At 54.7% G+C, this 21313-nt stretch carries 24 protein-coding genes, 1 tRNA gene and 1 pseudogene; 13 read left to right on the forward strand and 13 right to left on the reverse strand.

Annotated features, from left to right (window positions below; translation table 11 throughout):
* Nucleotides 1-167 precede the first annotated feature (167 nt).
* Nucleotides 168-437: an HlyU family transcriptional regulator gene (locus tag ACR0LH_RS03810; RefSeq protein WP_170484688.1), complete on the forward strand. Its 270-nt coding sequence runs from the start codon at nt 168-170 to the stop codon at nt 435-437.
* A 267-nt stretch (nt 438-704) separates the two neighbouring features.
* Here the strand turns inward: ACR0LH_RS03810 and ACR0LH_RS03815 are convergent, their stop codons facing one another.
* Entirely contained in the window at nt 705-878 is a 174-nt protein-coding gene (locus ACR0LH_RS03815) for a hypothetical protein (protein ID WP_480719744.1), read from the reverse strand.
* Between the two features lie 633 nt (nt 879-1511).
* Between ACR0LH_RS03815 and ACR0LH_RS03820 the strand changes: the two genes are divergently transcribed.
* Complete coding sequence (locus ACR0LH_RS03820) at nt 1512-1697, forward strand: hypothetical protein (RefSeq protein WP_480719745.1); 186 nt, start codon at nt 1512-1514, stop codon at nt 1695-1697.
* Nucleotides 1698-2154: 457 nt separating this feature from the next.
* On the opposite strand, the pseudogene ACR0LH_RS03825 reads toward ACR0LH_RS03820, so the two are convergent.
* Nucleotides 2155-2370: pseudogene (locus ACR0LH_RS03825) on the reverse strand (transposase); the annotation flags it as partial.
* Nucleotides 2371-2694: 324 nt separating this feature from the next.
* Nucleotides 2695-3414 (reverse strand): sulfotransferase family 2 domain-containing protein, encoded by a 720-nt coding sequence (locus ACR0LH_RS03830; RefSeq protein ID WP_170644683.1) that lies wholly within the window; start codon nt 3412-3414, stop codon nt 2695-2697.
* Nucleotides 3415-3670: 256 nt separating this feature from the next.
* Here ACR0LH_RS03830 and ACR0LH_RS03835 point away from each other — a divergent pair, with 256 nt between their 5' ends.
* The gene (locus tag ACR0LH_RS03835; RefSeq protein WP_480719746.1) at nt 3671-4432 is read left to right on the forward strand and encodes a hypothetical protein; all 762 of its coding nucleotides are present in this window, start codon (nt 3671-3673) and stop codon (nt 4430-4432) included.
* Nucleotides 4433-4621: 189 nt separating this feature from the next.
* On the opposite strand, the gene ACR0LH_RS03840 is transcribed toward ACR0LH_RS03835, so the two are convergent.
* Nucleotides 4622-5356 (reverse strand): hypothetical protein, encoded by a 735-nt coding sequence (locus ACR0LH_RS03840; protein WP_170618909.1) that lies wholly within the window; start codon nt 5354-5356, stop codon nt 4622-4624.
* Between the two features lie 298 nt (nt 5357-5654).
* Between ACR0LH_RS03840 and ACR0LH_RS03845 the strand changes: the two genes are divergently transcribed.
* The gene (locus ACR0LH_RS03845; protein ID WP_480719747.1) at nt 5655-6254 is read left to right on the forward strand and encodes a hypothetical protein; all 600 of its coding nucleotides are present in this window, start codon (nt 5655-5657) and stop codon (nt 6252-6254) included.
* Nucleotides 6255-6679: 425 nt separating this feature from the next.
* Here the strand turns inward: ACR0LH_RS03845 and ACR0LH_RS03850 are convergent, their stop codons facing one another.
* Nucleotides 6680-7963: a tyrosine-type recombinase/integrase gene (locus ACR0LH_RS03850; protein ID WP_480719748.1), complete on the reverse strand. Its 1284-nt coding sequence runs from the start codon at nt 7961-7963 to the stop codon at nt 6680-6682.
* 59 nt (nt 7964-8022) lie between these two features.
* Nucleotides 8023-8098: transfer RNA gene (locus ACR0LH_RS03855), tRNA-Thr, on the reverse strand.
* A gap of 313 nt (nt 8099-8411) precedes the next feature.
* Here ACR0LH_RS03855 and ACR0LH_RS03860 point away from each other — a divergent pair.
* A complete protein-coding gene (locus ACR0LH_RS03860) occupies nt 8412-9158 on the forward strand; it encodes a hypothetical protein (protein WP_480719749.1) in 747 nt (248 codons plus the stop codon).
* A gap of 151 nt (nt 9159-9309) precedes the next feature.
* Here ACR0LH_RS03860 and ACR0LH_RS03865 read toward each other — a convergent pair whose 3' ends face one another.
* Nucleotides 9310-9579 (reverse strand): DUF2312 domain-containing protein, encoded by a 270-nt coding sequence (locus ACR0LH_RS03865; RefSeq protein ID WP_480719750.1) that lies wholly within the window; start codon nt 9577-9579, stop codon nt 9310-9312.
* A 161-nt stretch (nt 9580-9740) separates the two neighbouring features.
* Between ACR0LH_RS03865 and ACR0LH_RS03870 the strand changes: the two genes are divergently transcribed.
* A complete protein-coding gene (locus tag ACR0LH_RS03870) occupies nt 9741-9959 on the forward strand; it encodes a hypothetical protein (RefSeq protein WP_170386591.1) in 219 nt (72 codons plus the stop codon).
* A gap of 9 nt (nt 9960-9968) precedes the next feature.
* Here ACR0LH_RS03870 and ACR0LH_RS03875 read toward each other — a convergent pair whose 3' ends face one another.
* The gene (locus ACR0LH_RS03875; RefSeq protein ID WP_170386586.1) at nt 9969-10184 is read right to left on the reverse strand and encodes a hypothetical protein; all 216 of its coding nucleotides are present in this window, start codon (nt 10182-10184) and stop codon (nt 9969-9971) included.
* A 246-nt stretch (nt 10185-10430) separates the two neighbouring features.
* On the opposite strand from ACR0LH_RS03875, the gene ACR0LH_RS03880 reads away from it, so the two are divergent.
* From ACR0LH_RS03880 to ACR0LH_RS03895, 4 genes are read left to right on the forward strand one after another with little or no spacing between them, the layout of a single operon-like run.
* On the forward strand, nt 10431-11294 hold the full coding sequence (locus tag ACR0LH_RS03880; RefSeq protein WP_480719751.1) for an MBL fold metallo-hydrolase: 864 nt from the start codon (nt 10431-10433) through the stop codon (nt 11292-11294).
* A 30-nt stretch (nt 11295-11324) separates the two neighbouring features.
* Nucleotides 11325-11747 (forward strand): YeeE/YedE thiosulfate transporter family protein, encoded by a 423-nt coding sequence (locus ACR0LH_RS03885; RefSeq protein ID WP_170414524.1) that lies wholly within the window; start codon nt 11325-11327, stop codon nt 11745-11747.
* A complete protein-coding gene (locus ACR0LH_RS03890) occupies nt 11747-12178 on the forward strand; it encodes a DUF6691 family protein (protein ID WP_170565429.1) in 432 nt (143 codons plus the stop codon). Before ACR0LH_RS03885 ends, ACR0LH_RS03890 begins: the two co-directional genes overlap by 1 nt.
* Nucleotides 12179-12187: 9 nt before the next feature.
* Nucleotides 12188-12619, forward strand: a complete 432-nt coding sequence (locus ACR0LH_RS03895; protein WP_170386572.1) for a TIGR01244 family sulfur transferase — start codon at nt 12188-12190, stop codon at nt 12617-12619.
* 10 nt (nt 12620-12629) lie between these two features.
* Here the strand turns inward: ACR0LH_RS03895 and ACR0LH_RS03900 are convergent, their stop codons facing one another.
* From ACR0LH_RS03900 to ACR0LH_RS03920, 5 genes are all read right to left on the reverse strand, one after another.
* Nucleotides 12630-13703 carry a FliM/FliN family flagellar motor C-terminal domain-containing protein gene (locus tag ACR0LH_RS03900; RefSeq protein WP_480719752.1) on the reverse strand — a complete coding sequence of 358 codons (1074 nt, stop codon included), beginning with the start codon at nt 13701-13703 and terminating at the stop codon, nt 12630-12632.
* Nucleotides 13704-13780: 77 nt separating this feature from the next.
* The gene (locus ACR0LH_RS03905) at nt 13781-16459 is read right to left on the reverse strand and encodes an ATP-binding protein (RefSeq protein WP_480719753.1); all 2679 of its coding nucleotides are present in this window, start codon (nt 16457-16459) and stop codon (nt 13781-13783) included.
* Nucleotides 16447-16758, reverse strand: a complete 312-nt coding sequence (locus ACR0LH_RS03910) for a hypothetical protein (RefSeq protein ID WP_480719754.1) — start codon at nt 16756-16758, stop codon at nt 16447-16449. Before ACR0LH_RS03910 ends, ACR0LH_RS03905 begins: the two co-directional genes overlap by 13 nt.
* Nucleotides 16755-17135 carry a response regulator gene (locus tag ACR0LH_RS03915; RefSeq protein WP_170386560.1) on the reverse strand — a complete coding sequence of 127 codons (381 nt, stop codon included), beginning with the start codon at nt 17133-17135 and terminating at the stop codon, nt 16755-16757. Before ACR0LH_RS03915 ends, ACR0LH_RS03910 begins: the two co-directional genes overlap by 4 nt.
* A gap of 78 nt (nt 17136-17213) precedes the next feature.
* Nucleotides 17214-18509, reverse strand: coding sequence for a helix-turn-helix domain-containing protein (locus ACR0LH_RS03920; protein WP_480719755.1), 1296 nt, complete (start codon nt 18507-18509; stop codon nt 17214-17216).
* Between the two features lie 216 nt (nt 18510-18725).
* Between ACR0LH_RS03920 and ACR0LH_RS03925 the strand changes: the two genes are divergently transcribed.
* The 3 genes from ACR0LH_RS03925 (at nt 18726) to accC (ending at nt 21277) form a co-directional block, all read left to right on the forward strand.
* Nucleotides 18726-19262, forward strand: coding sequence for a LuxR C-terminal-related transcriptional regulator (locus tag ACR0LH_RS03925; protein WP_170386554.1), 537 nt, complete (start codon nt 18726-18728; stop codon nt 19260-19262).
* A gap of 152 nt (nt 19263-19414) precedes the next feature.
* Complete coding sequence (accB, locus tag ACR0LH_RS03930; RefSeq protein ID WP_480719756.1) at nt 19415-19918, forward strand: acetyl-CoA carboxylase biotin carboxyl carrier protein; 504 nt, start codon at nt 19415-19417, stop codon at nt 19916-19918.
* Between the two features lie 9 nt (nt 19919-19927).
* Entirely contained in the window at nt 19928-21277 is a 1350-nt protein-coding gene (accC, locus tag ACR0LH_RS03935; RefSeq protein WP_480719757.1) for an acetyl-CoA carboxylase biotin carboxylase subunit, read from the forward strand.
* Nucleotides 21278-21313: the final 36 nt, after the last annotated feature.

Genomic DNA, 21313 nt, shown 5'->3' on the forward strand with positions numbered 1-21313 from the left:
CGCAACCGCCAAAGAATGGGGATGAGACAGAAACCCGGAACCCGTAAGAGCCACGCAAGGAGCGTGCAATCGGATCATAGACCAATGTTCTGATAGCATGACATGCTTCACGCCTGCCCGAAGCGGCGCTAGTCTCTGGTCATAGCAGCACTGAAAGGAGCCGCCAAATGTCCCTCTTCTCTAAACTCTTCGGTGGCGGCGAAAAGTCAGAGCCAGAGCCGGTCTCTTACAAAGGGTTCGACATCTTTCCGGACCTGATGCCCGAAGGTGGCAAATACCGCCTTTTGGCCCGCATAGAAAAGACCATCGATGGAGATCGCAAGACCCATACAGTGATCCGGGCGGATGTCTTTGAAACCCGGGATCAGGGCGAAAGCTTCAGCATCGCAAAGGCGAAACAGGTGATTGACGAGCAGGGCGAGCGCATTTTCGATTAGAACCGAAGCTGTCTGCGCGCCATTCGGGCGCGTCAGTTGAAGAGTATTCAAGTACTGATTGATTTCGAGGATCGGCAGTTCGTCCACGTGAACATCTGCCCAGCGCGAAAAACGCAGCTTAAACGTTATGCGGTAATCCTTGGCGGTTTTCTCGACCATCGGAGCCTTGCCAGACGCCCGTTCGCGTGTGCGGTGTTCTATGTATTGTTCCAGAGCCTCGGCAAACGTCGGGATGCCAAGAACCGCCTTCTGAGTTTCGCGCTCATCCTATGTGAGCACATTGCCTTCGTAGATGTCGAGCAGCGTCGCGCCCATCTGCTTCTTGGCCCAAGCACAGTGCGCGCCTTTGCTCGCCCCCTGCGCCAGCTTGACCGAGCGCGTCTTTTGTGCGCCAGAATCCCTCTTGGCTTCGTACCAAGTTTTGACGCCGCTCTTGGTCACGCAGAAGCGTAACCTTGCAGGACGGGTCTGAGAACCATGTTGTCTTGGTTGTGGACAGCGACTTGAACGTCGAATCCGTGAACTTAATCTGCGGCATACCATGTCCTTGTAATGACCGTTTCGTTACAATGTTCATGATACGTTCTAACCATAATCAAACCCAACCGAAGATTAAGTATGCACCTCAAGTATTTGAGGAAACATCTTATTTTGCCGATGTTTGACTGGTGTTTTAATGGTACCCCCACACGGACTCGAACCGCGGACCTACTGATTACAATCGCTGAACAGCAGGATGACTACCATAACCCATTGGTAATCCTAAGAGTTTCTCCGAGAACCAACATGGTTCGAGTACGACCAATACTGTAACAGAGTCCGCTTAGTCAACTCGTACATGTAAGGGTGAGTCAGATTGACTCAGGCAAATGACAAAACTCAGATTGCTGCCGCCAATTCAAAAATCCAATAAGCCCATCCGCTGTCACAACGAGATCCGCTACGACTGCGTTGAATGCCCTAAGTAGAAACTACTTAAAGCAAAAAGTTAAACTTAGAAGCCAGAAATCAGAAGCACCCGTTAGAATACTAAAATTTAAAATAGGCGGAATTGAATTGGACTTTGAAGAAGGAATGAAATTTGCCGTAGTTGCCATCATGGCAACGCTGGCCTCGCATTTGGCAGCAGCCGTATTGTTTGCCGCTCTCGATAGCTGGCTCAACCTAGACTTCTGGTATGCCTTTGATAGCAATATGTTCCGGCTGACCATAGTAACACTTGCCGCTTACGTCATCGGAGCAAGCGGTACGGTTGACTGATATTCAAAAAAGGGCCAGCGGGTTCACCGCCAGCCCCTCAAATTTCGGTCAAAGAACCCCTCGATCAGACGTTCAGTTCATCGAGTTCCCCGTCTATGGAATGCACTTTAACAGTAGCCGGGTAATGGTAGGTTCCTATCTTCAGCGTTGAATGCTTCCGTTAGGTAGCGCCAGCCGCCATATCGCATGCACGCTCGTGCATACCCTGCGGCAACTACCTCCCGCTGAATATCTACGTGTTTCCTTCACCATCCACGAAGTAACAGCGTCCAACCCGGCGACCATAGAAATATAGCTTCTTTACCGTTACCTCCGGCGAGGAAATACGTAAAGGCAGACGGTACGGACGTGCGGCGGACTGTCACTACCAAAACTATGCCCCGCGCCGTCCGGGTAAGGGAGATAAACAGACGATAGACGGACGCGGAGCGGTAGTTGGAGGAGTTCAACCTACCAAGACACCCATCTTGGACCATCGGGCCCATCGGTTGTAGAGCGTGTTGTGTGGCACATAATCGGATGGAGCGTCTCGCCAGCACAGGTCATTCCGAATGACGTGAATAATACCGCTAAGCACTCGGCGGTCATCGACCCGTGCAACCCCACGTGACTTCGGGAACAGATGTTTAATCCGTTTCAAATGTGCTTCGTGAAGCCAGTAAATATTCAACATGGACAATCCTTCTGTCGCAGTCGAATCACGAAGCCGCAAATATTGGGATCGGCCACAGCAATGTCTGCTTAGCATGGAGCACTAGACATCCGACTAAAACACTCAGATGACCGCCTTGAGACCAAAGGATACGTTCGATCGGTCTCGTTTCTCTGCAAGCAGTGAATGGCAGACCAAAGCGGCTACACTCAACACCCGTATCACCCAAAACAACTGGAGCATAAACCGGGGCATTTCTAGAGTAGTTATCACCCTGAGCATGTCGTTATTTCATGTTCTAGTGAAGTGGCTGGGCTGATCGGAATCCTTGCCAACCGATGATTGTTATCGGCTTTTCTCACTAGCCCGAGAAACTGGGGCGGATTCGGGAGCATTCTGCTGAATCACATCACCAGGGACCTCGGCATAGTCAAAGTTTTCGAAAACCCAACTCATTTTGCGCTTAACCGCTGCTATTGAGCTGTCATCAAAAAATTCGGCCACTGGAACGTCGCCCCATTTGCGAGTTCCCTTGTTTATTTTAGGCAGTGTTTCCAAAGGTTCCTCAAACCCTAATTTCTTCGCGATGCGCTGCAGGTCATCGGTTAGACATTCATATCGGATTGCATCTTGAGGCACAAAATCGTCACCAATCATCACAATATCCGCGTCGCCTGCGTATCGGGATTTCAGACAAAAACTTCGGAAGGCTGAACGAACTTCATTCCAGCTTTCAAATTGGAGGTTGGCATTATTACGCCGCAACCAAAAAAAGTGCGACACTACGCGATCAAAAGGGTTCCGAACAGCCGTAAACTTGAAGTATTCGTCCCATTTTGAACGTCCTATACGCCTACGGGCACGAGCCGCAGAAATATGCGGCCGCCATCCATCTGGTGCGGGTCCACGGATATTGCCTTCTTGATAACGAAATTCATTCAAATGCAAGGGACGTTGGTCTTCCAAACTTGTGCAAAATGGGAATAGAACACGTTCAATACTTGTGCCGGCAGTTTTACGAGTTTTCAGAAAGACAAAGCTGTATCTGTTGCTGACGGCAACCAATGTTTCACTCCCTCGGATTTTGCTGGGTTGACTTTAGAGACTTTCACAGTGTTTCAAAAGTGAGCTTTAACAAGTCAAAGCGTCTTTTCCAACCCGTCAGGAAGGCAGAGAATAAAAAGGGGGGGGGCGCACCGACGGCACAAATGCAAGTTAATCAATACACTGGGATTTTCTGACCCCGATATCCGTTCTCTTTTCGCCTAGCAGGTGAATTTAGAGTAGTAACTGTACAGCCTTTTTAGCAACGGGAAAACAAATGAAGACGCTCTTGTGTGTTGGTGACTCACATTCGCGATTGATAGGCGCAAAGCCACCTGGGTCAAGTTTTAGATATGGGCGTATTAGTTCAATAGTAGTAAATGGTTTCGACACCGCTAACGTAGTAAGTATCAAAGGTGCAACCGCTGCAGGCTTTTATCCTAAGATTGACCGAAAAGCACCGTTTAACCGTGTAAAATCGGCGATCAGACGACTTGATCCCCAGGTTGTTTGTTTCGGCTTTGGGCAAGTGGATACCGAACTCAGCTGTTACTTCATGGCGCTCAGAGATGAAATTCGAGTAGAGGATGCTTTGGAAACTAGGCTGCGCGCCCTGAGCCGTTATCTCGACTCATGCCTAGAAGTAGCAGGGCAAAGACATGTCATAGTAAAAGGCCTAAACACCTCAACAATTCAAGACGCCAAGTCCATGCGCAGAATGTTGAATAGACGGATACGCATCCCGCTGAATATGTCGCGAGATCAGTTCTCCGAAAAGATAGAGTGCCTGGGTGTTAGTTTGGAGAGGCATTGGAAAATCAACGCCGACTTCTCCGATCGACTGCGACAGGAGGCAGAAGCATATGGGCTTCCGTATTTCGATTTGCGCGAAGTGACTGGAGTGATGAACACGCCTGGTTTGTCTAAACCTGAATATTGCATCGGAGGAGGCGATGTACATCTCCGCCACTCAAGTTGGATTGAAAACCAGTTTGGGCAGGCTTTGGCAAGTGCTGAAAACTCGCTCTCGAGAGAATAACGTCAGCCGAACTAGCTCTGATGATCGTAAGCTCGAATGAATTCCTGGACGATCCCTGGAATGAATCGTCGCCTATTAGCCGCCACAAAGACTCCCACTTTGGGGTCATGAATTCGTAGTCGACAGGTCCTCAAGGACCAGCACGTGTACCATGCTGCGTTACAGAATTTGTTGGGTAGCTTGCCCGCGTTAGACCCCGAGCCATTCCTCTGGAATTGGAATCTCCGGTCTTGCCGGATTGTGTCGCGCATCTAGCTTGTGAGGAAGTGCTTGCGTTGGAAGTCGATACTTCACCCGATCATTTCTGATGAATGTTGCCTCTACAACTCGCGGAAATGCCGTTCCGTCAATCTCTACTTGCCCAGATACGTTGTTAGTGTGGATGTGCACGCTGGTAAACGAAGTACCGATTGCGTCAAGCAACGGTTTTGCGCGATCAAAGAATTTTGGTTTCATCAATATCGAAGGTATGCGGTGCAATTCGATTACGACTATCCGAAACCGGGCAAGGCACTCCGGAGGCAGCAATGAAAACACGGGGTACTCAGCCGACTCGATGTCCATCTGTAGAATCAAATCGCTATCATCAGAGGCGCAATCAGCGACCCAGTCTTTCAATGAGATGAGACCATCTTCCGTACGTGGGCCGAGATGTTGTTTGCGAAAAACGGCACCCGGCACATTCTCAGCCGGTCCGTCGACTGATGCGTCCGCCATAAAGGAGTTAATGCCTCGCTTCGCGAGGTCCAATTCGAAACTCGCTTGTTTGGATACACCAGGTGAAAAGCAAGCCCCGATATTCGACAGATCGTCGGGCACAAGATAACCACCGTCACCGAAATCTCCGATCCTGACTAACTCGTAGCCCACGTCAAATGGTCGCAATACACGGGCGACTTCTCTTCGCCGTTCAACTGTCGTCATCAGCAATCTTTCGGCCTTTAGTGTGCGATAACTACTGCACAATGCATTAAAACGATCCGGTATGGAACTCTTGAGGTGTAATCCCTGTGTTTTGTGCCGCCCAATTTAACGCAAGTATTTGTAACTGATGTCGTTCCCGCGACTACCTTGTTCTCGCAAAAATCGTTCACAGGAGCGCCGCGTTAGGCAATGCTGATTTGCTTCGGCTGTTTTGAAAAGGCCTCTATACGGAGTGAAATTCATCTGCAAAGGCGTGTCAAAGGCAGGTATGATTTACCTGAGACAAAGGAGCGGAAGTTTGAAAACATTGGAAATTCAAAGACCAGTAATTACGATGCCAGTCGATGAACAAAAGGTTCTTCGTACCTACTATGAAAAAGCCTCAGTTATCTTAGAGTACGGGTCCGGTGGTTCTACCGTGCTCGCAGCAGAGATGAAGGCTAAAAAAATATATAGCGTCGAAAGTGATCGAAAATGGGTTCGAAAGATGCGCAGATGGTTTCGATCAAACCCGCCAAACAAAGGCACCGAAGTTAATATCCATTGGGTAGATATCGGTAAAACCAAAAAGTGGGGGTTTCCTGCTGATCGAAGCAAAGCCGATCGATATCCCCGTTATCCCCTCTCAATTTGGCAAAATGAGGGATTCAAACACCCGGATGTGATATTGGTCGACGGTCGTTTTCGCGTTGGCTGCGCTTTGGCAACGGCTTTCTGTATATCTCGGCCCGTGACCCTACTATTCGATGACTATGCACATCGCCCTCGTATGCATTCGGTGGAAGAATTTTTGAACAAGCCCAAAATAGTTGGCCGTATGGGGATCTTTAGTATTGAACCAATGCAGATTCCAGCGGACCGCTTGATTAGGGTAATCCGTTTACTGACAAGTCCTTAGCAGTTTTATCAATGCCTTTGAACAATTTAGAATTACAGATTTGGGTCGCTCAATTTTGGCCTGGGCTTACAGTTATAATGGGTCGAACTTTTCCACTCAAGCGACCGCTTCCGGGAGATCGCGCTACAGCGGAACTATGAATTTGGTTTCTTGCAAATGAAAATCTCGTCGTGTCCGCTTTTGGCTGAAAAGTTGGCGATACGGACATTCAAACGGCGCGAAAGTGCTGCGGCGCAGCTAGCGGCCGATTTGTCCCGTAACTCGGTCATAGCCGCATTTTTCGCCAGCGTTTGCTCTCGGTCAAAGTTTCCGTTTAGGCTGCGTTCCTTGTATAGGTCCACAGCCTAGTAAGTTTAGGCGCTTACCTTCCGTTGTCATTTAATTTTCGGCCTGAAAACCGATCTGACAACCAATCGCATTACTCGCTAGGTCTGGCGGGAATGTAACTTCCCACTTGGAACCATTTGGGACATGAGGCTACCTCCGAGTTCAGCATATAGTGCCTCAAAGGTTGTCTTGATTAACCCATCCAATTCAGCCCTCTTCGAATAGACGCTTATGCCCAAATCGTCTTTGTTGGAATGACCGACTGCAAGGTTCCTAGCTTCACGAGCAACGCCAACGTTCACCAATGCCGAAACAGCGGTTCGCCTAAATGAGTGCATGTCCCATTTGGAATGATCACCCTCAAGGTTCTTTCTCGCCTTCTCCAAGGCTTTCCCGAGATAATGACTTGGTCGCTTGTCGTAACCGCCTAGGGTGATCCGAGGGAACAACCGACCTTCATTCTCAGAACAAGATGGTTTGGCTATGGCAGCTTGCTTCATGGCCTGTCTGAGCAATTCACAATCATCATCACCAACAATCATTACCACTCGCTTTCCCGCCTCTGTCTTAGCCTCAGGGATGTTGATGCAAATGTGGCTCCCCTTATCATCTATGTCGGACAGGTACCGTCCACAGATTTCATTGAGGCGGCATCCGGTTACCCAAAGCAACCTGACGGTAAGGAACATCTCGAACTGGTATTTGAGGGCGGAGTTGCTAGCAATGTAAGTGAGAAGGCTCTCAGCTTCTTCTCTGGTTACTGGTCTCAACTTCTTCTCCCTTGGATCAGCTTTCCTCTTTTGTCCCGCCACACGCCTCAGGAGCGACGAAAAGGGATTACGAACGTCTGGGTCGACCAAGCCCCAGTGATCCAAGACGCGCCAGTAGGAAGCAAGACAGCACTGGTACGACTGTAGCGAACGGTCGGACAGTAGTTCCCCTGTTCGTTCTGAGGGTGTTCTTTTGAGATGCTCCATGAAAGCCAATGCCAGCTTTCTGTTAATCTGAGAGACCTCAATGTTCCCAGCGAACGCCTCAAAGCCTTCAAGGTGCTGCCGATAACGCGCCTTGGTTGCGTTCGTGATACCATCAGCTTCCGCCAACCATCTGTGCGCAGTATCGCTGACTGTCGTCCCATCAATAGGCAACTTCTTCTTGGTCTTTGTTTCGACTGGTTCCGGGACAGTTCCTTCGCCAATCGACCTAAGAACTTGCTCCACGACATCCTTCCGCCGAACCAACGCCTCAGCCAAGTCTTGTGTCCCAAGACCTCTAACAATTTCTTTCTTTCCGAGAATCGGTTGGTATTCGGTCGGTACCGCGACTCTCACGGCGTAACCTTTGCCTCGCTTAAAGAGGCCTTTGGGTAACCGTACATCCATAACAAAAGGCTCCATTTCCAGTTACATGAACCGGAAAAACCCTTTGAAAACAATGAGTCTGGTGCCCCCACACGGACTCGAACCGCGGACCTACTGATTACAAATCAGTTGCTCTACCAGCTGAGCTATAGGGGCACTTGGTGTCGATTACTTCCTATGGTTCAGGACTGCAACCCTGATTTTTTATCTTATCTTTAGGTTTTTGGATTTTCATTGCCAGACCCCTCATTTCACTGGTTCTCGCTGGCGGGTTTGACTGCGCCGCAGGCAGCATGTAACTCGGCAGATGGGGCAAAATATGCAAGGGTAAGAACCGAATATGCAGGTTGCGATCCACGCAGGAGCCGCATTTACTGACGAAGGCAGGCTATCAAGGTCCTTACGGGCCAACAAGAATGTGCTTTCTGAACAAGGCGTTGCAACATTTAGGCCGCGCCGATACCGGCAGGTGTTCAAGCCTGCTTTTGCTGCGCCTCCTACGCGCCCGCTAAAGCCACAGGAAATCGATCAAGTTCAGGCAGCCTTGCCCTCTGACCCGCAAGTTCGTCGCACTGTATTTCTAAGCAACGACCTTATTGCCGATGGAAAATCTGCCATACAGCACGGACAGTTTTATCCACTGGCCGGGCAGCGGATGTCCCTATTGGATCAGGCGTTGGGCAGCACACAGCTTGAACTTTTCTTTTCATTGCGAAATCCGGGCAGCTTTGTGCCGAAACTCCTGATGTCACTGCCGGATGCAGACCGCGAAAACATCACCCGAAGCACTGACCTGAGCTGCCTAAGTTGGACAGGAATGATCGACGACGTCCGCGATCTGGCACCGGAGGTTAAAATTACGCTCTGGAGCAATGAGGAATCGCCGTTTCTGTGGGGAGACATTGTCCGATCAATCTCTGGCCTGCCGGATGACACGCCCATTCAAGGCGAGCACGACCTGTTGCTCTCGCTTTTGACCGAGGCGGGGAAGGAGAAGGCGCAGGAAATTGTCAGCGCAGGATCAGATCAGAATCAAGCCAGCACGCGGGACGCGCTAGCTGAAGTTCTGGAAGAACATGCGCGGCCCGATATGGTCGAAGAAGAACTGGAACTTCCCGGTTGGAACACCGAGATTATCGAAGCGTTTTCAGAGCTGTACGAACAAGACCTTGCAAGGCTGGAAACCATGCCGGGGGTTCGGCTTCTGAGACCTTGATTCACACGCCCCGGGGCAGGTTACAGTTCGCTGTATTCCCTTTGGTTTGGAAAGACCCAGCTTTGACCGCAGCACGCCTCAGAGCGGACTGGTCGGAATATCTGGTCTGTACTCGAAGCGGCGCCCTTAACGGACCCTGGGCTGCGCGGTGTCAGCCCATGCCCAACGCTTCTTTGTACATTTCCAGCACCGCCTCTTCTTCGGCGATATCGGCCTTGTCACGTTTGCGCAGAGCAATCACCTTGCGCATGACCTTGGTATCGTAGCCGCGCGCCTTGGCTTCCGCCATGACCTCTTTCTGCTGCTCAGCGATGTCTTTTTTCTCGGCGTCCAGACGCTCAAACCGTTCGATAAACTGACGCAGCTCTCCCGCGGTTACGCGATAGTTGGCGGCGGCTTGATCTTCGGACATATCTTCCATTTATTTTTCTCCCGGAGGCTGAGGTCTGTTACCGCAGAACGGCACTAAGCCGGATACATCGCTGCCGCGCGCGCCGCAAGCGGACAATCCGGCGCCGGGCTTGTGTGGCGCGGGGTGATCCGATAAGCGCAGTAGAAACTTGCAGGCCAATGTGGGGAACCATGTTTGAAATCATCACCTGGGGCGGAGCAGCCCTGTCCCTCGCCGGTCTTTTGGGGCTCGTCTGGTGTATTCTGCGTGTGATGAAAGCGCGCAAATCCGGGCTATCTGACGACGAATTGCGCGCTGTTGTTCAGGGTGTCCTGCCGTGGAACCTGGCCTCGCTATTTCTGTCCGTAATTGGACTGATGCTGGTTATTCTGGGAATATCGTTCAGCTAGCTTTGCGCGTTAAATCGGCAGATTGTCGAACTGAGCCTCCATCGCGTCTTCACACAGCGCAGCATCCAGTCGCCGCAATCGCGAAGGCACACGGACACCCTCTTGCCGCATTCGCTCAATAACCTTTGTCACACTTGGCTGAAGGGCTAAACGCGTTTCAAGGCAAGCCCCTTGCAGCTTCTGCTCAAGCTGTTCAGCCTCGGAATACAAGTTCAGTGTAGACATTTCCATCCTCCCAAATGGTGCCTTATTACCCTGATATAGGTAACCGTTTTAAGACTTGCTGATCTTAACCCGGGGACACGCGAAAACCCGCCTGCGCCAAATGCTGTTTCGGCAGCGAACTGCGGAATGGTTAAATTCTAGGCCGTTCTGCTTTAACCTGCCTTGACAAACATCAAATCACGGACAGTTGATCCCGATACATTCCGTAATTAATATACGTATTGGGCAGCAATGACGGAGGGCGAGATGACACCCAAGGTGAAAGCGTTTTTTGATACAGACACGTTTACGGTGTCCTATCTGGTGCAGGAACCCGAGGGCACGGCCTGCGCGATCATCGACAGCGTACTGGATTTCGACCACGCGTCGGGCCGAACGAACACCGGCTCCGCCGACAAGATTATTGAGTACGTCCGCGACAACAGATTGAAAGTTGAGTGGATTCTGGAAAGCCATGTTCACGCGGATCATCTGTCGGCCGCGCCGTATCTGCAGCAGGAACTTGGCGGAAAGATCGGAATTGGGGACCAGATTGTCACCATTCAGGAAACCTTCGGCAAAATCTTCAACGAAGGGACCGAGTTTCAGCGTGACGGCAGTCAGTTCGATGCGTTGTTCCGCGAAGGCGACAGCTTTCACGTGGGCCAAATGCGCGGTGATGTTCTGCACACACCCGGCCATACTCCGGCTTGCCTGACCTATGTTATCGGTGATGCCGCATTCGTCGGCGATACCTTGTTCATGCCAGATTTTGGCACCGCAAGGTGCGACTTTCCGGGCGGGTCCTCGGAAATGCTGTATGCCTCAATCCAAAAAATTCTCTCTTTGCCCGATGAAACCCGTATCTTCGTGGGCCACGACTACAAGGCTCCGGGCCGGGATGAATACGCCTGGGAAACAACGGTCGGAGAGCAAAAGGCGCTCAATGTCCACATAGGACAGGGCAGATCGGTCGAGGAATTCGTCGAGATGCGCGATGCTCGGGATGCGACACTTGGCATGCCCCGCCTGATCCTGCCCTCCCTGCAGGTCAACATGCGCGCGGGACAGATGCCGCCAGAGGACGAACAAGGGGATGTTTTTCTGAAGATCCCGGTGAACAAACTGTGACCTGCAAGGTGCAGAAGCAAGGAAATAACTATGCAGTCAGAATGGATATGGGGACTGGGCGGAGGCATCCTTATAGGACTGGGTGCCGCCGTCTATCTGCTTGGAAACGGACGAATTATGGGGGCAAGCGGCATACTGGGCGGGCTGGTTGACAACAGCGACCGCACGCTCGAGCGACTGGTATTCGTAGCGGGCCTTATCGGGATGCCCCTACTGCTTCGCCCTTTGCTTTCCCCCGCACCGGAAACGCACCTGACCGGCAACTTTGCTGTGATCATATTGGCTGGATTGTTGGTCGGCGTCGGCACCAGGATCGCCAATGGCTGCACTTCGGGCCACGGGGTTTGCGGTATCTCGCGGTTTTCTTTGCGCGGTATTGTGGCCACTGTCGTCTATATCTTGGCCGGAGCGATCACCCTCGCGGTTCTGCGACATATGTGGGGGGTGATTTGATGCGTTTGCTGATTTCATTAATCGCAGGGTCGCTGTTCGGAGCGGGTCTTCTGATCTCGGGTATGACCGACACGACCAAGGTTCAGGGATGGCTGGACGTGTTCGGGAACTGGGATCCAACCTTGGCTTTTGTAATGGGCGGAGCGATCCTGCCGATGTTGCTAGCGTGGCGTCTGACGGAACATCGCCACCCTTTGACCGGTGGGGACTTTCCCGCCATGTCGCCACCAGAACTGGACCGCCGCCTGATCCTTGGTTCGGTTATGTTTGGCGCAGGTTGGGGATTGGCCGGGCTTTGTCCGGGGCCTGCAATTGCGTCTGTGACATACGGCGGTCTGGGCGGGCTAGTGTTTCTGGCGGCAATGATCGCAGGTATGTACGCTGCGCCAACTGTAGGGGCACAACTGGACAGATCCGCAAACGCAGCCTAAGCAATTGGCATGGAGATTCGACCCATTACCCCCCGCTACGCCGTCTCGCCGCAAATCACGGTCGACGATATTCCAGCCATTGTCGAAGCCGGTTTCGTCAAGGTCATTTGCAACCGCCCGAATACCGAAGTTCCAACAGGCATGCAGTCAGACGCGATCGGTCAGGCCGTCCGTGCTGCGGGACTTGAGTATGAAGTTCTGGAACTGACCCATCAGACGATGACGCCTGAAAACGTTGCCCTCCAACGCGAGCTGGCAGAAAGCTGCAGTGGACCGGTTCTAGCCTATTGTGCGTCTGGCACACGCTGTTCGGTCGTCTGGGCGCTGGGTCAATGCGATCGGATGAGCACCGACGAAATTCTGGATGCAACCACCAAGGCTGGTTACGCGCTGGAAAATCTTCGCCCTGCTCTCAATCAGATACGGAACTCGGGAGAATAAAACCGCAGGATCAATCAAGCTGTCCTGCGTCATCACTCAGACCAGCCAGCTTTGAAATTTCCGCGGCAATCTGATCAGAATCGCCTAACTCCAGGTCGTCCACTAGGCCGTTGGCTTCGTTCAGGACAATTTCGGCTGCGTCCGCTGAGTTGTCTGACGTCGGCTGGTTGTGCGCCCGAGCTGCGAGAAACTCCTGCGCGTCCGCACCCAAGGGCGAAGGCAATGGAACCTGCTCATTCAGACGAACGGCACGCATCCCGCCACATTGCCCCAACCGCCCCACGGCTGCACGAGAACGGTCAATCGTCAATACTTCGGCCTGGTCAAGTCTTGCGCCAGCCAGCGGCAGAATGTCCCCGGTCGCCAGCGCGGAAAGAGAGGCCAGCGGCACCGACATTCGACATATCACGGTGTCCAGTTCAGCGCGAAGAACACCTGCCCCTTGTCCGAGTTTAAGTGCGGCATCTTCATCGTGATCCTCGGCATCTGAACCGCTTGAAAGCTCTGGCAAAAGGACAGAAACTTTCCCTTGCCGCAGGCCATTCCCCAATTCCACGGTCAGGTCATATGAGACATACGCGTCTTCGACCAAAGCAAGCGACATCATTCGCAAATCGGCCAGTCTTAGACGGTATTGAAATCCGGTCAGTCTGTCCTGATCGCCTGCGTCCTCAACCAGATTTGCCGCGCGTCTGAAAACTTCTTCAACCCAAGGCGCAACCATTGCGGCGTCCGTGTCTGTAAATGCGCGTTCCACTGGGGGCGACGGCATCACTTCGCCAACCGTCTGAACCTGCACGATCGCCGACACGGTCCCCAAATCCATGCATACAGCAGCTTGCAGGCCTTCGGCATCGGTGAATTGCAACAACAGCCAGTCATCACCAACCTGACCTCCCAGCGTATCCGGACTCCCCGCCACCTGCTTTGCCGCGATCACCGCCAGCGGCAGCCGCAGCCTGTCAGCAGCGGCGCGTGCCAAGGCCAAACGCAGCGCGCGCAGCACCGAATGAGGTCTATCGCCCCGCCCCTCCTGTCCTGCAGTTAGTTTTCGCGCCAAGGCTGCGCTGACCGGCTGTGTCATGCCCGAAACCGTCAATCCAAACTGTGTCTGGTATCAGGTCTACTCCAACGCAGGTTACGAATACCTTTACGTCGGGACTATTGCGCGGCTTGTCTGTAAGCAAGCGGCACTCTGACACGGAAGGCTGCGCCCCCCTGCCCGGGCAAATAGCTGATTTCTCCACCAAGACGCTGCATGATCTCACGGCAGATTGCCAACCCCAGACCTGCTCCGCCTGCCTTGTCGCCCCCTACTCGGGCGAATTTTTCAAACACCATCGAACGGGCTTCGGGCGGAATGCCGCTTCCGTTGTCCGCAAAATCAATCACGACTTGCCCGCCGACGTCGTGCGCCGAAATAGTCAGGACCGGTTCGTCAGCGTCGCAATATTTCTGCGCGTTTGATATCAAATTGATGAACACCTGCCCTAAACGATCCAAATCTGTGTGCAGGGGGATACGTTCCGAGGTTTTCGACCGACGCACCGTCAGGGACTTGCTGGTACCGGCCAAGGCGCTGGATACAGCCCGATCCAACACCGAGCGCAGGGTATCCCCGCCCATATTCAGGTTGACCTGACCGCTTTCCAGAACACTCAGGTCGAGCAAATCGTCAAGCAATCGCGTCAGCCGCAGAGCCTCATCATGGATGATCGCGGCATAACGTGTCTGCTCCTCAGGGCTAAGTCCGTCGGTGTCTCGCATGATCTCGGAAAAGGCGCGGATCGAGGTCATGGGCGTCCGCAGTTCGTGGCTGACTTGGCTGAGGAAGCTGTCTTTCTGCTCAGAAATCTGCGTTAGTTTGGTATTTGCCTCTCGCAATTGCAGTGCAGTGCGACTGAGCTCTGCGGATTTCACCTCTAGCTGGCTGGAATACTCAAGCAGCTGAGCGGATTCGTCGGCCACCGCCAACAAATCCTCGACCGACACCGAAGACCCGCCGACAATCTGGCCGATCATGGCATGCGCCGTCGCCGCCCCGACCGAGCCGCTCAGTTCACGCTCCAGACGCTCCAGAAAGGCAGGCGTTGGTTCGGGCAGGCTGGACCGTCCGCCTTGTTGTTCGGCTTCGGCCTGAAAGAACTCCTGCGCGGGACCAGCCCCCAGTATTCGCTGGGTCATGATCATCAGATCCTCGCTCTGCGCAACTGAGCCGGTCCAACCGCGCGGTGCGACAGAGTGGTCAAAGACGTTGACGAACTGTGCGCCCTGCAAGCGTTCCAGCGGGCTGGGAAAGCTCAGCAGCGACGCCACGCAGAAAGCGACGGTATTCAGGGACAGCGACCACATGACCGTATGGACCATCGGATCCATACCTTCGATCCCGAACAACGCCTGCGGCCGCAGCCAGCCGATCCCGAACGGACCGTTCTGCAGAACCGAGTCGGACATCAGCGCCCCACCCATTCCGGGCAGAAGCAGCGTGTAAATCCACAGAAAGAACCCCACGGTCAGCCCGACCAGCGCGCCCGTCCGCGTTGCCCCACGCCAGAACAAACCTCCGACCAGAGCGGGCAGAATCTGAGAGATACCAGCAAAGGCCACAAGTCCGATTGAGGCAAGCGCCGCGCCGCCACCGGACAACCGATAATAGAAAAAACCCAGCGCCATGATAGCGGCGATTGAGACACGGCGCGCGACCAATACAACGTGCCGAACGTCGCCGGATACGGACCCCGACCCCTCCTGAGTGCTTAACCAGATCGGCATCACCAGATGGTTCGAGACCATGGTCGACAAGGCCATCGCCGTGACGATCACCATCGACGTGGCCGACGAGAAACCGCCAATGAAGGACAGCATGGCCAGCCAGTCATTGCCCTGTGACAAGGGGACAGTCAGGACGAACAAGTCCGGGTTTGATCCTTCCGGCAACAGGTCCAGCCCCACCACGGCGATCGGCACCACAAACAGGCTCATCAACAGCAGGTACAACGGAAACGCCCACGCCGCGGTTCTCAGGTGTCCTTCATCTGCGTTTTCAACCACCATGACCTGAAACATGCGCGGCAGGCAGACAAAGGCCGCAGCCGACAAGAAGATGAACGTCGTCCAGCGTCCCGCGTCCACGTTCCATTGACCAATCTCCGAGGCGTCTATGCGATCCATCATCGGCCCAACGCCGCCTGCGACCCCCCAGACAACAAAGATGCCGACTGCCAGCAAAGCGAACAGTTTGACCACGGATTCCAATGCGATAGCGGTCACAACCCCGTGGTGACGCTCGTTCGCGTCCAGGTTTCGTGTCCCGAACAGGATGGCGAAAACCGCTAGTCCAGCGGCCACCCAAAACACGCTCGACCCTTCGCGGTAAAGGCCGGACGGGTCGGCCTCGGCAAAAATCGAGAACGACAAGGTAATGGATTGCAGTTGCAGGGCGATATACGGCGTACCGCCAAGCACCGCCAGAATGGTCACGCAGATCGCCAGCGTATTCGACTTGCCATACCGGGACGAGATCAGGTCAGCGATCGAGGTCACCCGTTGGCTGCGCCCGACCCTGACCAGTTTCCTGAGCCCCCACCACCAACTGATCATGACCAGCGTGGGACCCAGATAAATCGTCACGAACTCCAGCCCTGACCGGGCAGCATTTCCAACCGCGCCGTAGAATGTCCATGCCGTGCAGTAGATCGACAGCGACAGCGTATAGATCAGCGGAGATCGCAGCCACGCGCCACGCCCAGCGGCTGCCATTCGGTCAGCAGCAAAGGCCACACCAAACAAAAGAACCACATAGCCCAGACAGACAAGGATCAGAAGGTTCAGCGTTGCCATCGGTCCGCGTCCGGGTCGGTGTCATCCCGCGCCGCCGTGCGACGGGCGGCGAAGCCAAAGATCAGGCTAATCAGTATCAACAGCCCCCAGCAGGTAAAGATATATAGGATGGCCGACGACAAAGTGACCGTCCCGGTTTCCCCCGGTTCGGGCCAAAGCAACGGAATTGCGATCAGCGCAGCCCCGAGAATCGGCAACAACCTAGCCGCATCCGTCAACCGACGGCGGCGATAGCTTTGGCGTTCCAGAAACAGCGAAGGCCGAACACCCTGAGGCTGCCGATCTTCGCCATTGCTCATGATTGTGTGGCCTGTGCGTGCAGATCGCGCACGGCGGTCAGGACCTCGGCATTGGAAAACGGCTTGGTCATAAAGCGGCTGACGCCCGCACTTTCGGCCATTTCGCGATCCCGAAGCTGGCCGCGTGCGGTCAGCATCAAGACCGGCAGACCCCGAAGGTCCTCCAACTCGCGCAGATCGCGCAGAATATCCATGCCGCTTTTGCCCGGCAGCATGACATCCAAAATAACAAGATCAGGATTTGCGCCCTGAATGACCTCGACAGCGTCCGATCCTTCGGCGTGCGTTTCGACCTGCCAACCCTCACGCGTCAGCAGAAACCGAATGGCCTCGGCGATGTTCGGCTCATCCTCAATCAGTAGAACCTTACGGCTCATATGTTTCATTCCTCCCCGTGACAGGATACCCATCCGCAGTCCTGTCTGTGCCAGCTTACGCCGTCTGTCAGGAAAGTGTCAAAAGCCTTCGCTCAGAATCGACGGCTCTCGGCGCGACTCGCAGTCAGCGTTCGGACATACCCTGCAACTTGGTCCGACCTTGGCAACTGGTTGACCGCCCTGCCCGCCTTCTTCGACGGAACGGACCAGCATGACCGAGCGGTAGACAGGCGCGTCGTCATACGCAGAGATCGTCTGCGGCCAAGCATAGGCAAAGCAATCAAACTCGGCGGCAGAACGGCCTAGCTGCACGATACGCTTGCGGATCGGCACCAAAGGTCGGTTCAACGCCTGAAACAAAGGCCACAAAGGACACGCTTCACCAAAGCGCGGCATCGCAAATCCCGGCACCGACTTTGTAAACAAGATACTTCCAGACGCGTCACAAACAACCAACCCGGTCGGACGTGACAGCACCCCGTCGGGCAAAGCCGCCAAGCGCCGCAGAACCGTCGCAATGTTCACTGAAAACTGTGCTGCCAGCCTGATTGGGTCAGGCTCGGCACCAGCCAGAGCATCTACTACTGCTTCCAATGGCATGGCCTTCGCGTCAGCCGCATAAATGTCCAAAAAGCCACGAGTCACAGTTTTCGCAGCCACAGAATCCATCTCGCTCAGGTCTATTGCTGCGATCTCTCCTCCGGCCTCAACCTCGGGAAAGTGGTGCCCGTGCTGTTCAAAAAATGCCTCAACATCCTCAAGAGGAACGCCCCGGCGGTCGTCGGCACTGTCAGAATCGTCGAGATAGGCAACCAAAGACTTGGAACTGTCGGCAAGGCGTTCGGCATCTTGGTGCAGGTTTCGATGAAAGCGGTCCTGCCATTCCGGTTCGATTTCCTGCGTCTCGGCCAGAATCGCTGCGGTCGAACGAATCGCAGCCGCGGTGGACAGAACCTCGTGCATCGAAGCGGCCAGATGTGGATCATGGGTCAAGCGGTCGGACAGGGTTTCGACCGTCCGCTCAAGCGAGACAACGCGCCTGTGCATCTGTGCCAGCACAGCAGCCCACCCCGGAAAGCGCCCCGCGAACTCCTCCAGACTGTCGACTTCGGCCTGTTGCCCCACCGCATCCGCTGCCGCCTCGCGCAGCGCGGAAATAAGCGTCGCCTCCAGCCCCTGCGTCAGCAGAGAAGGTTCAACAGCCAGAGCCGAGGCAATATCAACCAGCAGCTTGCCGCCAATCCTGCGGCGATTGTGCTCGATCAGGTTCAAATACGAGGCCGAGATCCCGACCTGACGCGCCAGCTCTGCCTGACGCAGACCCGCGATTTGTCGCCTCTCTCGGATACGGCTGCCTGTCAGCGTGTCGCGCATGTTCTCGCTCCTCCCCAAGCGGAACTCATCTTCAAGAGCCTTCAGATTTTTCTGAACTCTATATTGTTTTCTATCTTTTAGACCTGAATTTTCAAACCCAATTTACACCTTTGACAAAGTATTTGCACAATCATGAGGAGCGTCCTGACGCCCGTCAGCACCACAATCTGCGTGCTACCCCTTCTAATTCCAACCAATTCCCGGCACGATACCAGGATGAGTGATGCTGCCTTTGAATATGCTCCTATCGGATTGGTCGAGTTGGAAAACCGTATCATCCGTCGCTGCAATCTGCAGTTTGCTCGCACCTTCGGCGGGGACGAAGCCGATTATCGCAACATGCCACTGCTGCATCTTTATCCCTCGGTCGCGGATTGGGAACGCATTGGCGCTCGCAGCCTTCAGGTCATGCGCGATACCGGATATTACACGGACGAACGCGTCATGCGGCGGCGAAATGGTGACTTGTTCTGGTGCCGCGCGCGCGGTCGTTCACTGACCCCGGACGATCCCTTCCGCCACGGCATCTGGAGCTTTTCCGACATCTCGGAAGAACGCCCATTGGTCGAATTGACCACGCGGGAACGCGAAGTCGCCATTTTGTCCTGCCGCGGCCTGTCTGCCAAGGAAATCGGCGTCGAACTTGGCTTGAGCTATCGCACCATCGAAGCATACCGCGCGCGCCTTCTCGAGAAATTCGGGGCGCGTAAACTGCCTGAACTCGTCGCGAAACTTTCCGGAATGCCTCTCTGACCCCTTTCGCCCCTCGCAATCTTCGTTAAAACCCCCATCTGACAGGCCGAGACTGCGCTTTTCATGACCGAGCGCATGGCTTATAACGCTGCGTAATCAGACCAAAGCCCGCAAGACACAGACGGGCCATAGGGGAACCGTCGAGGACACTCATGACTGAAACCAAACACGAAGCGGATGTGGCATTCATCAAGGCATTGGCCGAATTGCTGCGCGAGAATGACCTGACCGAACTGCAGGTCAAACGCGTATATGGCGAGGAAGACAGCCTGAATGTACGCGTCAGTCGCTTGTCGCAAACCGCTGCCGTAGCTCCGGTTCAGGTGGCAGTTCCGACTGCGGCCCCCGCTGCACCTGCTGCTGCTCCGGCCCCGGCTGCTGCTGCCGAAGCACCGGCCGCTGCTGAAGACCCAGCCAGCCATCCGGGTGCGGTAACCTCGCCCATGGTCGGCACCGTTTACATGCAGCCCGAACCCGGCGCGCCCGCATTCATCTCGGTCGGCGCATCCGTGTCCGAAGGCGACACGCTGCTGATCGTCGAAGCCATGAAAACCATGAACCACATCCACGCGCCCAAGTCGGGCACCATCAAGCGCATTCTCGTGGGCGACGGTGATGCCGTCGAATTCGGCACACCTCTGGTCATCGTTGAGTAAGGCGGGCCCATGTTCGACAAGATCCTGATTGCCAACCGAGGCGAGATCGCCCTGCGCGTCATCCGCGCTGCGCGCGAGATGGGGATAAAGACGGTCGCCGTCCATTCCACCGCCGACAGCGACGCAATGCATGTGCGCATGGCGGACGAGTCGGTCTGCATCGGCCCTCCGCCCAGCCCGCAAAGCTATCTGTCTGTGCCCGCGATCATCTCGGCCTGTGAAATTACAGGCGCGCAGGCGATCCACCCCGGCTATGGCTTCCTGTCCGAGAACGCTGAATTCGTGCAGATCGTCGAAGACCACGACATCACTTTCATCGGCCCTACCGCCGAACATATCCGTGTGATGGGTGACAAGATCACCGCCAAGGACACGATGAAGGCGTTGGGCGTGCCGTGCGTTCCCGGCTCGGACGGTGGCGTTCCCACTCTGGAAGACGCAAAGCGCATTGGTGAGGAATTCGGCTATCCCGTCATCATCAAGGCCACCGCCGGTGGCGGCGGACGCGGCATGAAAGTCGCGCAAACCGCCGAGGAGATGGAAAGCGCCTTCATGACCGCGCGGGCCGAAGGCAAGGCCGCCTTTGGCAATGACGAGGTCTATATCGAGAAATACCTCACCACGCCGCGCCATATCGAGATTCAGGTCTTTGGCGACGGCAAGGGCAAAGCGGTTCACCTGGGCGAACGTGACTGCTCGCTACAGCGCCGCCACCAGAAAGTGTTTGAAGAGGCTCCCGGCCCCAGCATCACCCCCGAAGAACGCGCCAAGATTGGTAAAATCTGCGCCGACGCTGTCGCCAAGATCAACTATATCGGCGCAGGTACCATCGAGTTCCTGTATGAAAACGGCGAGTTCTATTTCATCGAAATGAACACCCGCCTGCAGGTGGAACACCCTGTAACCGAAGGTATTTTCGGCGTCGATCTGGTGCGCGAACAAATCCGCGTGGCCACAGGCGAAGACATGTCCTTCGGTCAGGACGATCTGGAAATCAACGGTCACGCCATCGAGGTTCGGATCAACGCGGAAAAGCTGCCCAACTTCTCACCCTGCCCCGGCAAGATCAGCGCCTATCACGCGCCCGGCGGTCTGGGTGTGCGGATGGATTCAGCGCTTTACGACGGGTACTCGATCCCGCCCTACTACGACTCGCTGATCGCCAAGCTGATCGTGCAGGGCCGCGACCGGGCCGAGGCGCTGGCGCGTCTGGAACGCGCCTTGGGTGAACTGATCGTGGACGGAATCGACACGACTGTGCCGCTATTCCATGCTCTGCTGCAAGAAGCCGACATCCACAGCGGCGACTACAACATTCACTGGCTGGAGCATTGGCTTGCGGAGAATATGGCCGAGTAACACAACCACTTCGAGGGGCTTTTGCCCCTCGAACGT

This window comes from Ruegeria sp. CL6 (assembly GCF_056536465.1).

What these genes read in the sequence shown, in the direction of transcription:
- ACR0LH_RS03810 (WP_170484688.1), top strand. Translation starts at nt 168, where the DNA reads ATGTCCCTCTTCTCTAAACTCTTCGGTGGCGGCGAAAAGTCAGAGCCA.
- ACR0LH_RS03820 (WP_480719745.1), top strand. Translation starts at nt 1,512, where the DNA reads ATGAAATTTGCCGTAGTTGCCATCATGGCAACGCTGGCCTCGCATTTG.
- ACR0LH_RS03835 (WP_480719746.1), top strand. Translation starts at nt 3,671, where the DNA reads ATGAAGACGCTCTTGTGTGTTGGTGACTCACATTCGCGATTGATAGGC.
- ACR0LH_RS03840 (WP_170618909.1), bottom strand. Translation starts at nt 5,356, where the DNA reads ATGACGACAGTTGAACGGCGAAGAGAAGTCGCCCGTGTATTGCGACCA.
- ACR0LH_RS03850 (WP_480719748.1), bottom strand. Translation starts at nt 7,963, where the DNA reads ATGGATGTACGGTTACCCAAAGGCCTCTTTAAGCGAGGCAAAGGTTAC.
- ACR0LH_RS03865 (WP_480719750.1), bottom strand. Translation starts at nt 9,579, where the DNA reads ATGGAAGATATGTCCGAAGATCAAGCCGCCGCCAACTATCGCGTAACC.
- ACR0LH_RS03870 (WP_170386591.1), top strand. Translation starts at nt 9,741, where the DNA reads ATGTTTGAAATCATCACCTGGGGCGGAGCAGCCCTGTCCCTCGCCGGT.
- ACR0LH_RS03875 (WP_170386586.1), bottom strand. Translation starts at nt 10,184, where the DNA reads ATGTCTACACTGAACTTGTATTCCGAGGCTGAACAGCTTGAGCAGAAG.
- ACR0LH_RS03880 (WP_480719751.1), top strand. Translation starts at nt 10,431, where the DNA reads ATGACACCCAAGGTGAAAGCGTTTTTTGATACAGACACGTTTACGGTG.
- ACR0LH_RS03885 (WP_170414524.1), top strand. Translation starts at nt 11,325, where the DNA reads ATGCAGTCAGAATGGATATGGGGACTGGGCGGAGGCATCCTTATAGGA.
- ACR0LH_RS03890 (WP_170565429.1), top strand. Translation starts at nt 11,747, where the DNA reads ATGCGTTTGCTGATTTCATTAATCGCAGGGTCGCTGTTCGGAGCGGGT.
- ACR0LH_RS03895 (WP_170386572.1), top strand. Translation starts at nt 12,188, where the DNA reads ATGGAGATTCGACCCATTACCCCCCGCTACGCCGTCTCGCCGCAAATC.
- ACR0LH_RS03900 (WP_480719752.1), bottom strand. Translation starts at nt 13,703, where the DNA reads ATGACACAGCCGGTCAGCGCAGCCTTGGCGCGAAAACTAACTGCAGGA.
- ACR0LH_RS03905 (WP_480719753.1), bottom strand. Translation starts at nt 16,459, where the DNA reads ATGGCAACGCTGAACCTTCTGATCCTTGTCTGTCTGGGCTATGTGGTT.
- ACR0LH_RS03910 (WP_480719754.1), bottom strand. Translation starts at nt 16,758, where the DNA reads ATGAGCAATGGCGAAGATCGGCAGCCTCAGGGTGTTCGGCCTTCGCTG.
- ACR0LH_RS03915 (WP_170386560.1), bottom strand. Translation starts at nt 17,135, where the DNA reads ATGAGCCGTAAGGTTCTACTGATTGAGGATGAGCCGAACATCGCCGAG.
- ACR0LH_RS03920 (WP_480719755.1), bottom strand. Translation starts at nt 18,509, where the DNA reads ATGCGCGACACGCTGACAGGCAGCCGTATCCGAGAGAGGCGACAAATC.
- ACR0LH_RS03925 (WP_170386554.1), top strand. Translation starts at nt 18,726, where the DNA reads ATGAGTGATGCTGCCTTTGAATATGCTCCTATCGGATTGGTCGAGTTG.
- accB (WP_480719756.1), top strand. Translation starts at nt 19,415, where the DNA reads ATGACTGAAACCAAACACGAAGCGGATGTGGCATTCATCAAGGCATTG.
- accC (WP_480719757.1), top strand. Translation starts at nt 19,928, where the DNA reads ATGTTCGACAAGATCCTGATTGCCAACCGAGGCGAGATCGCCCTGCGC.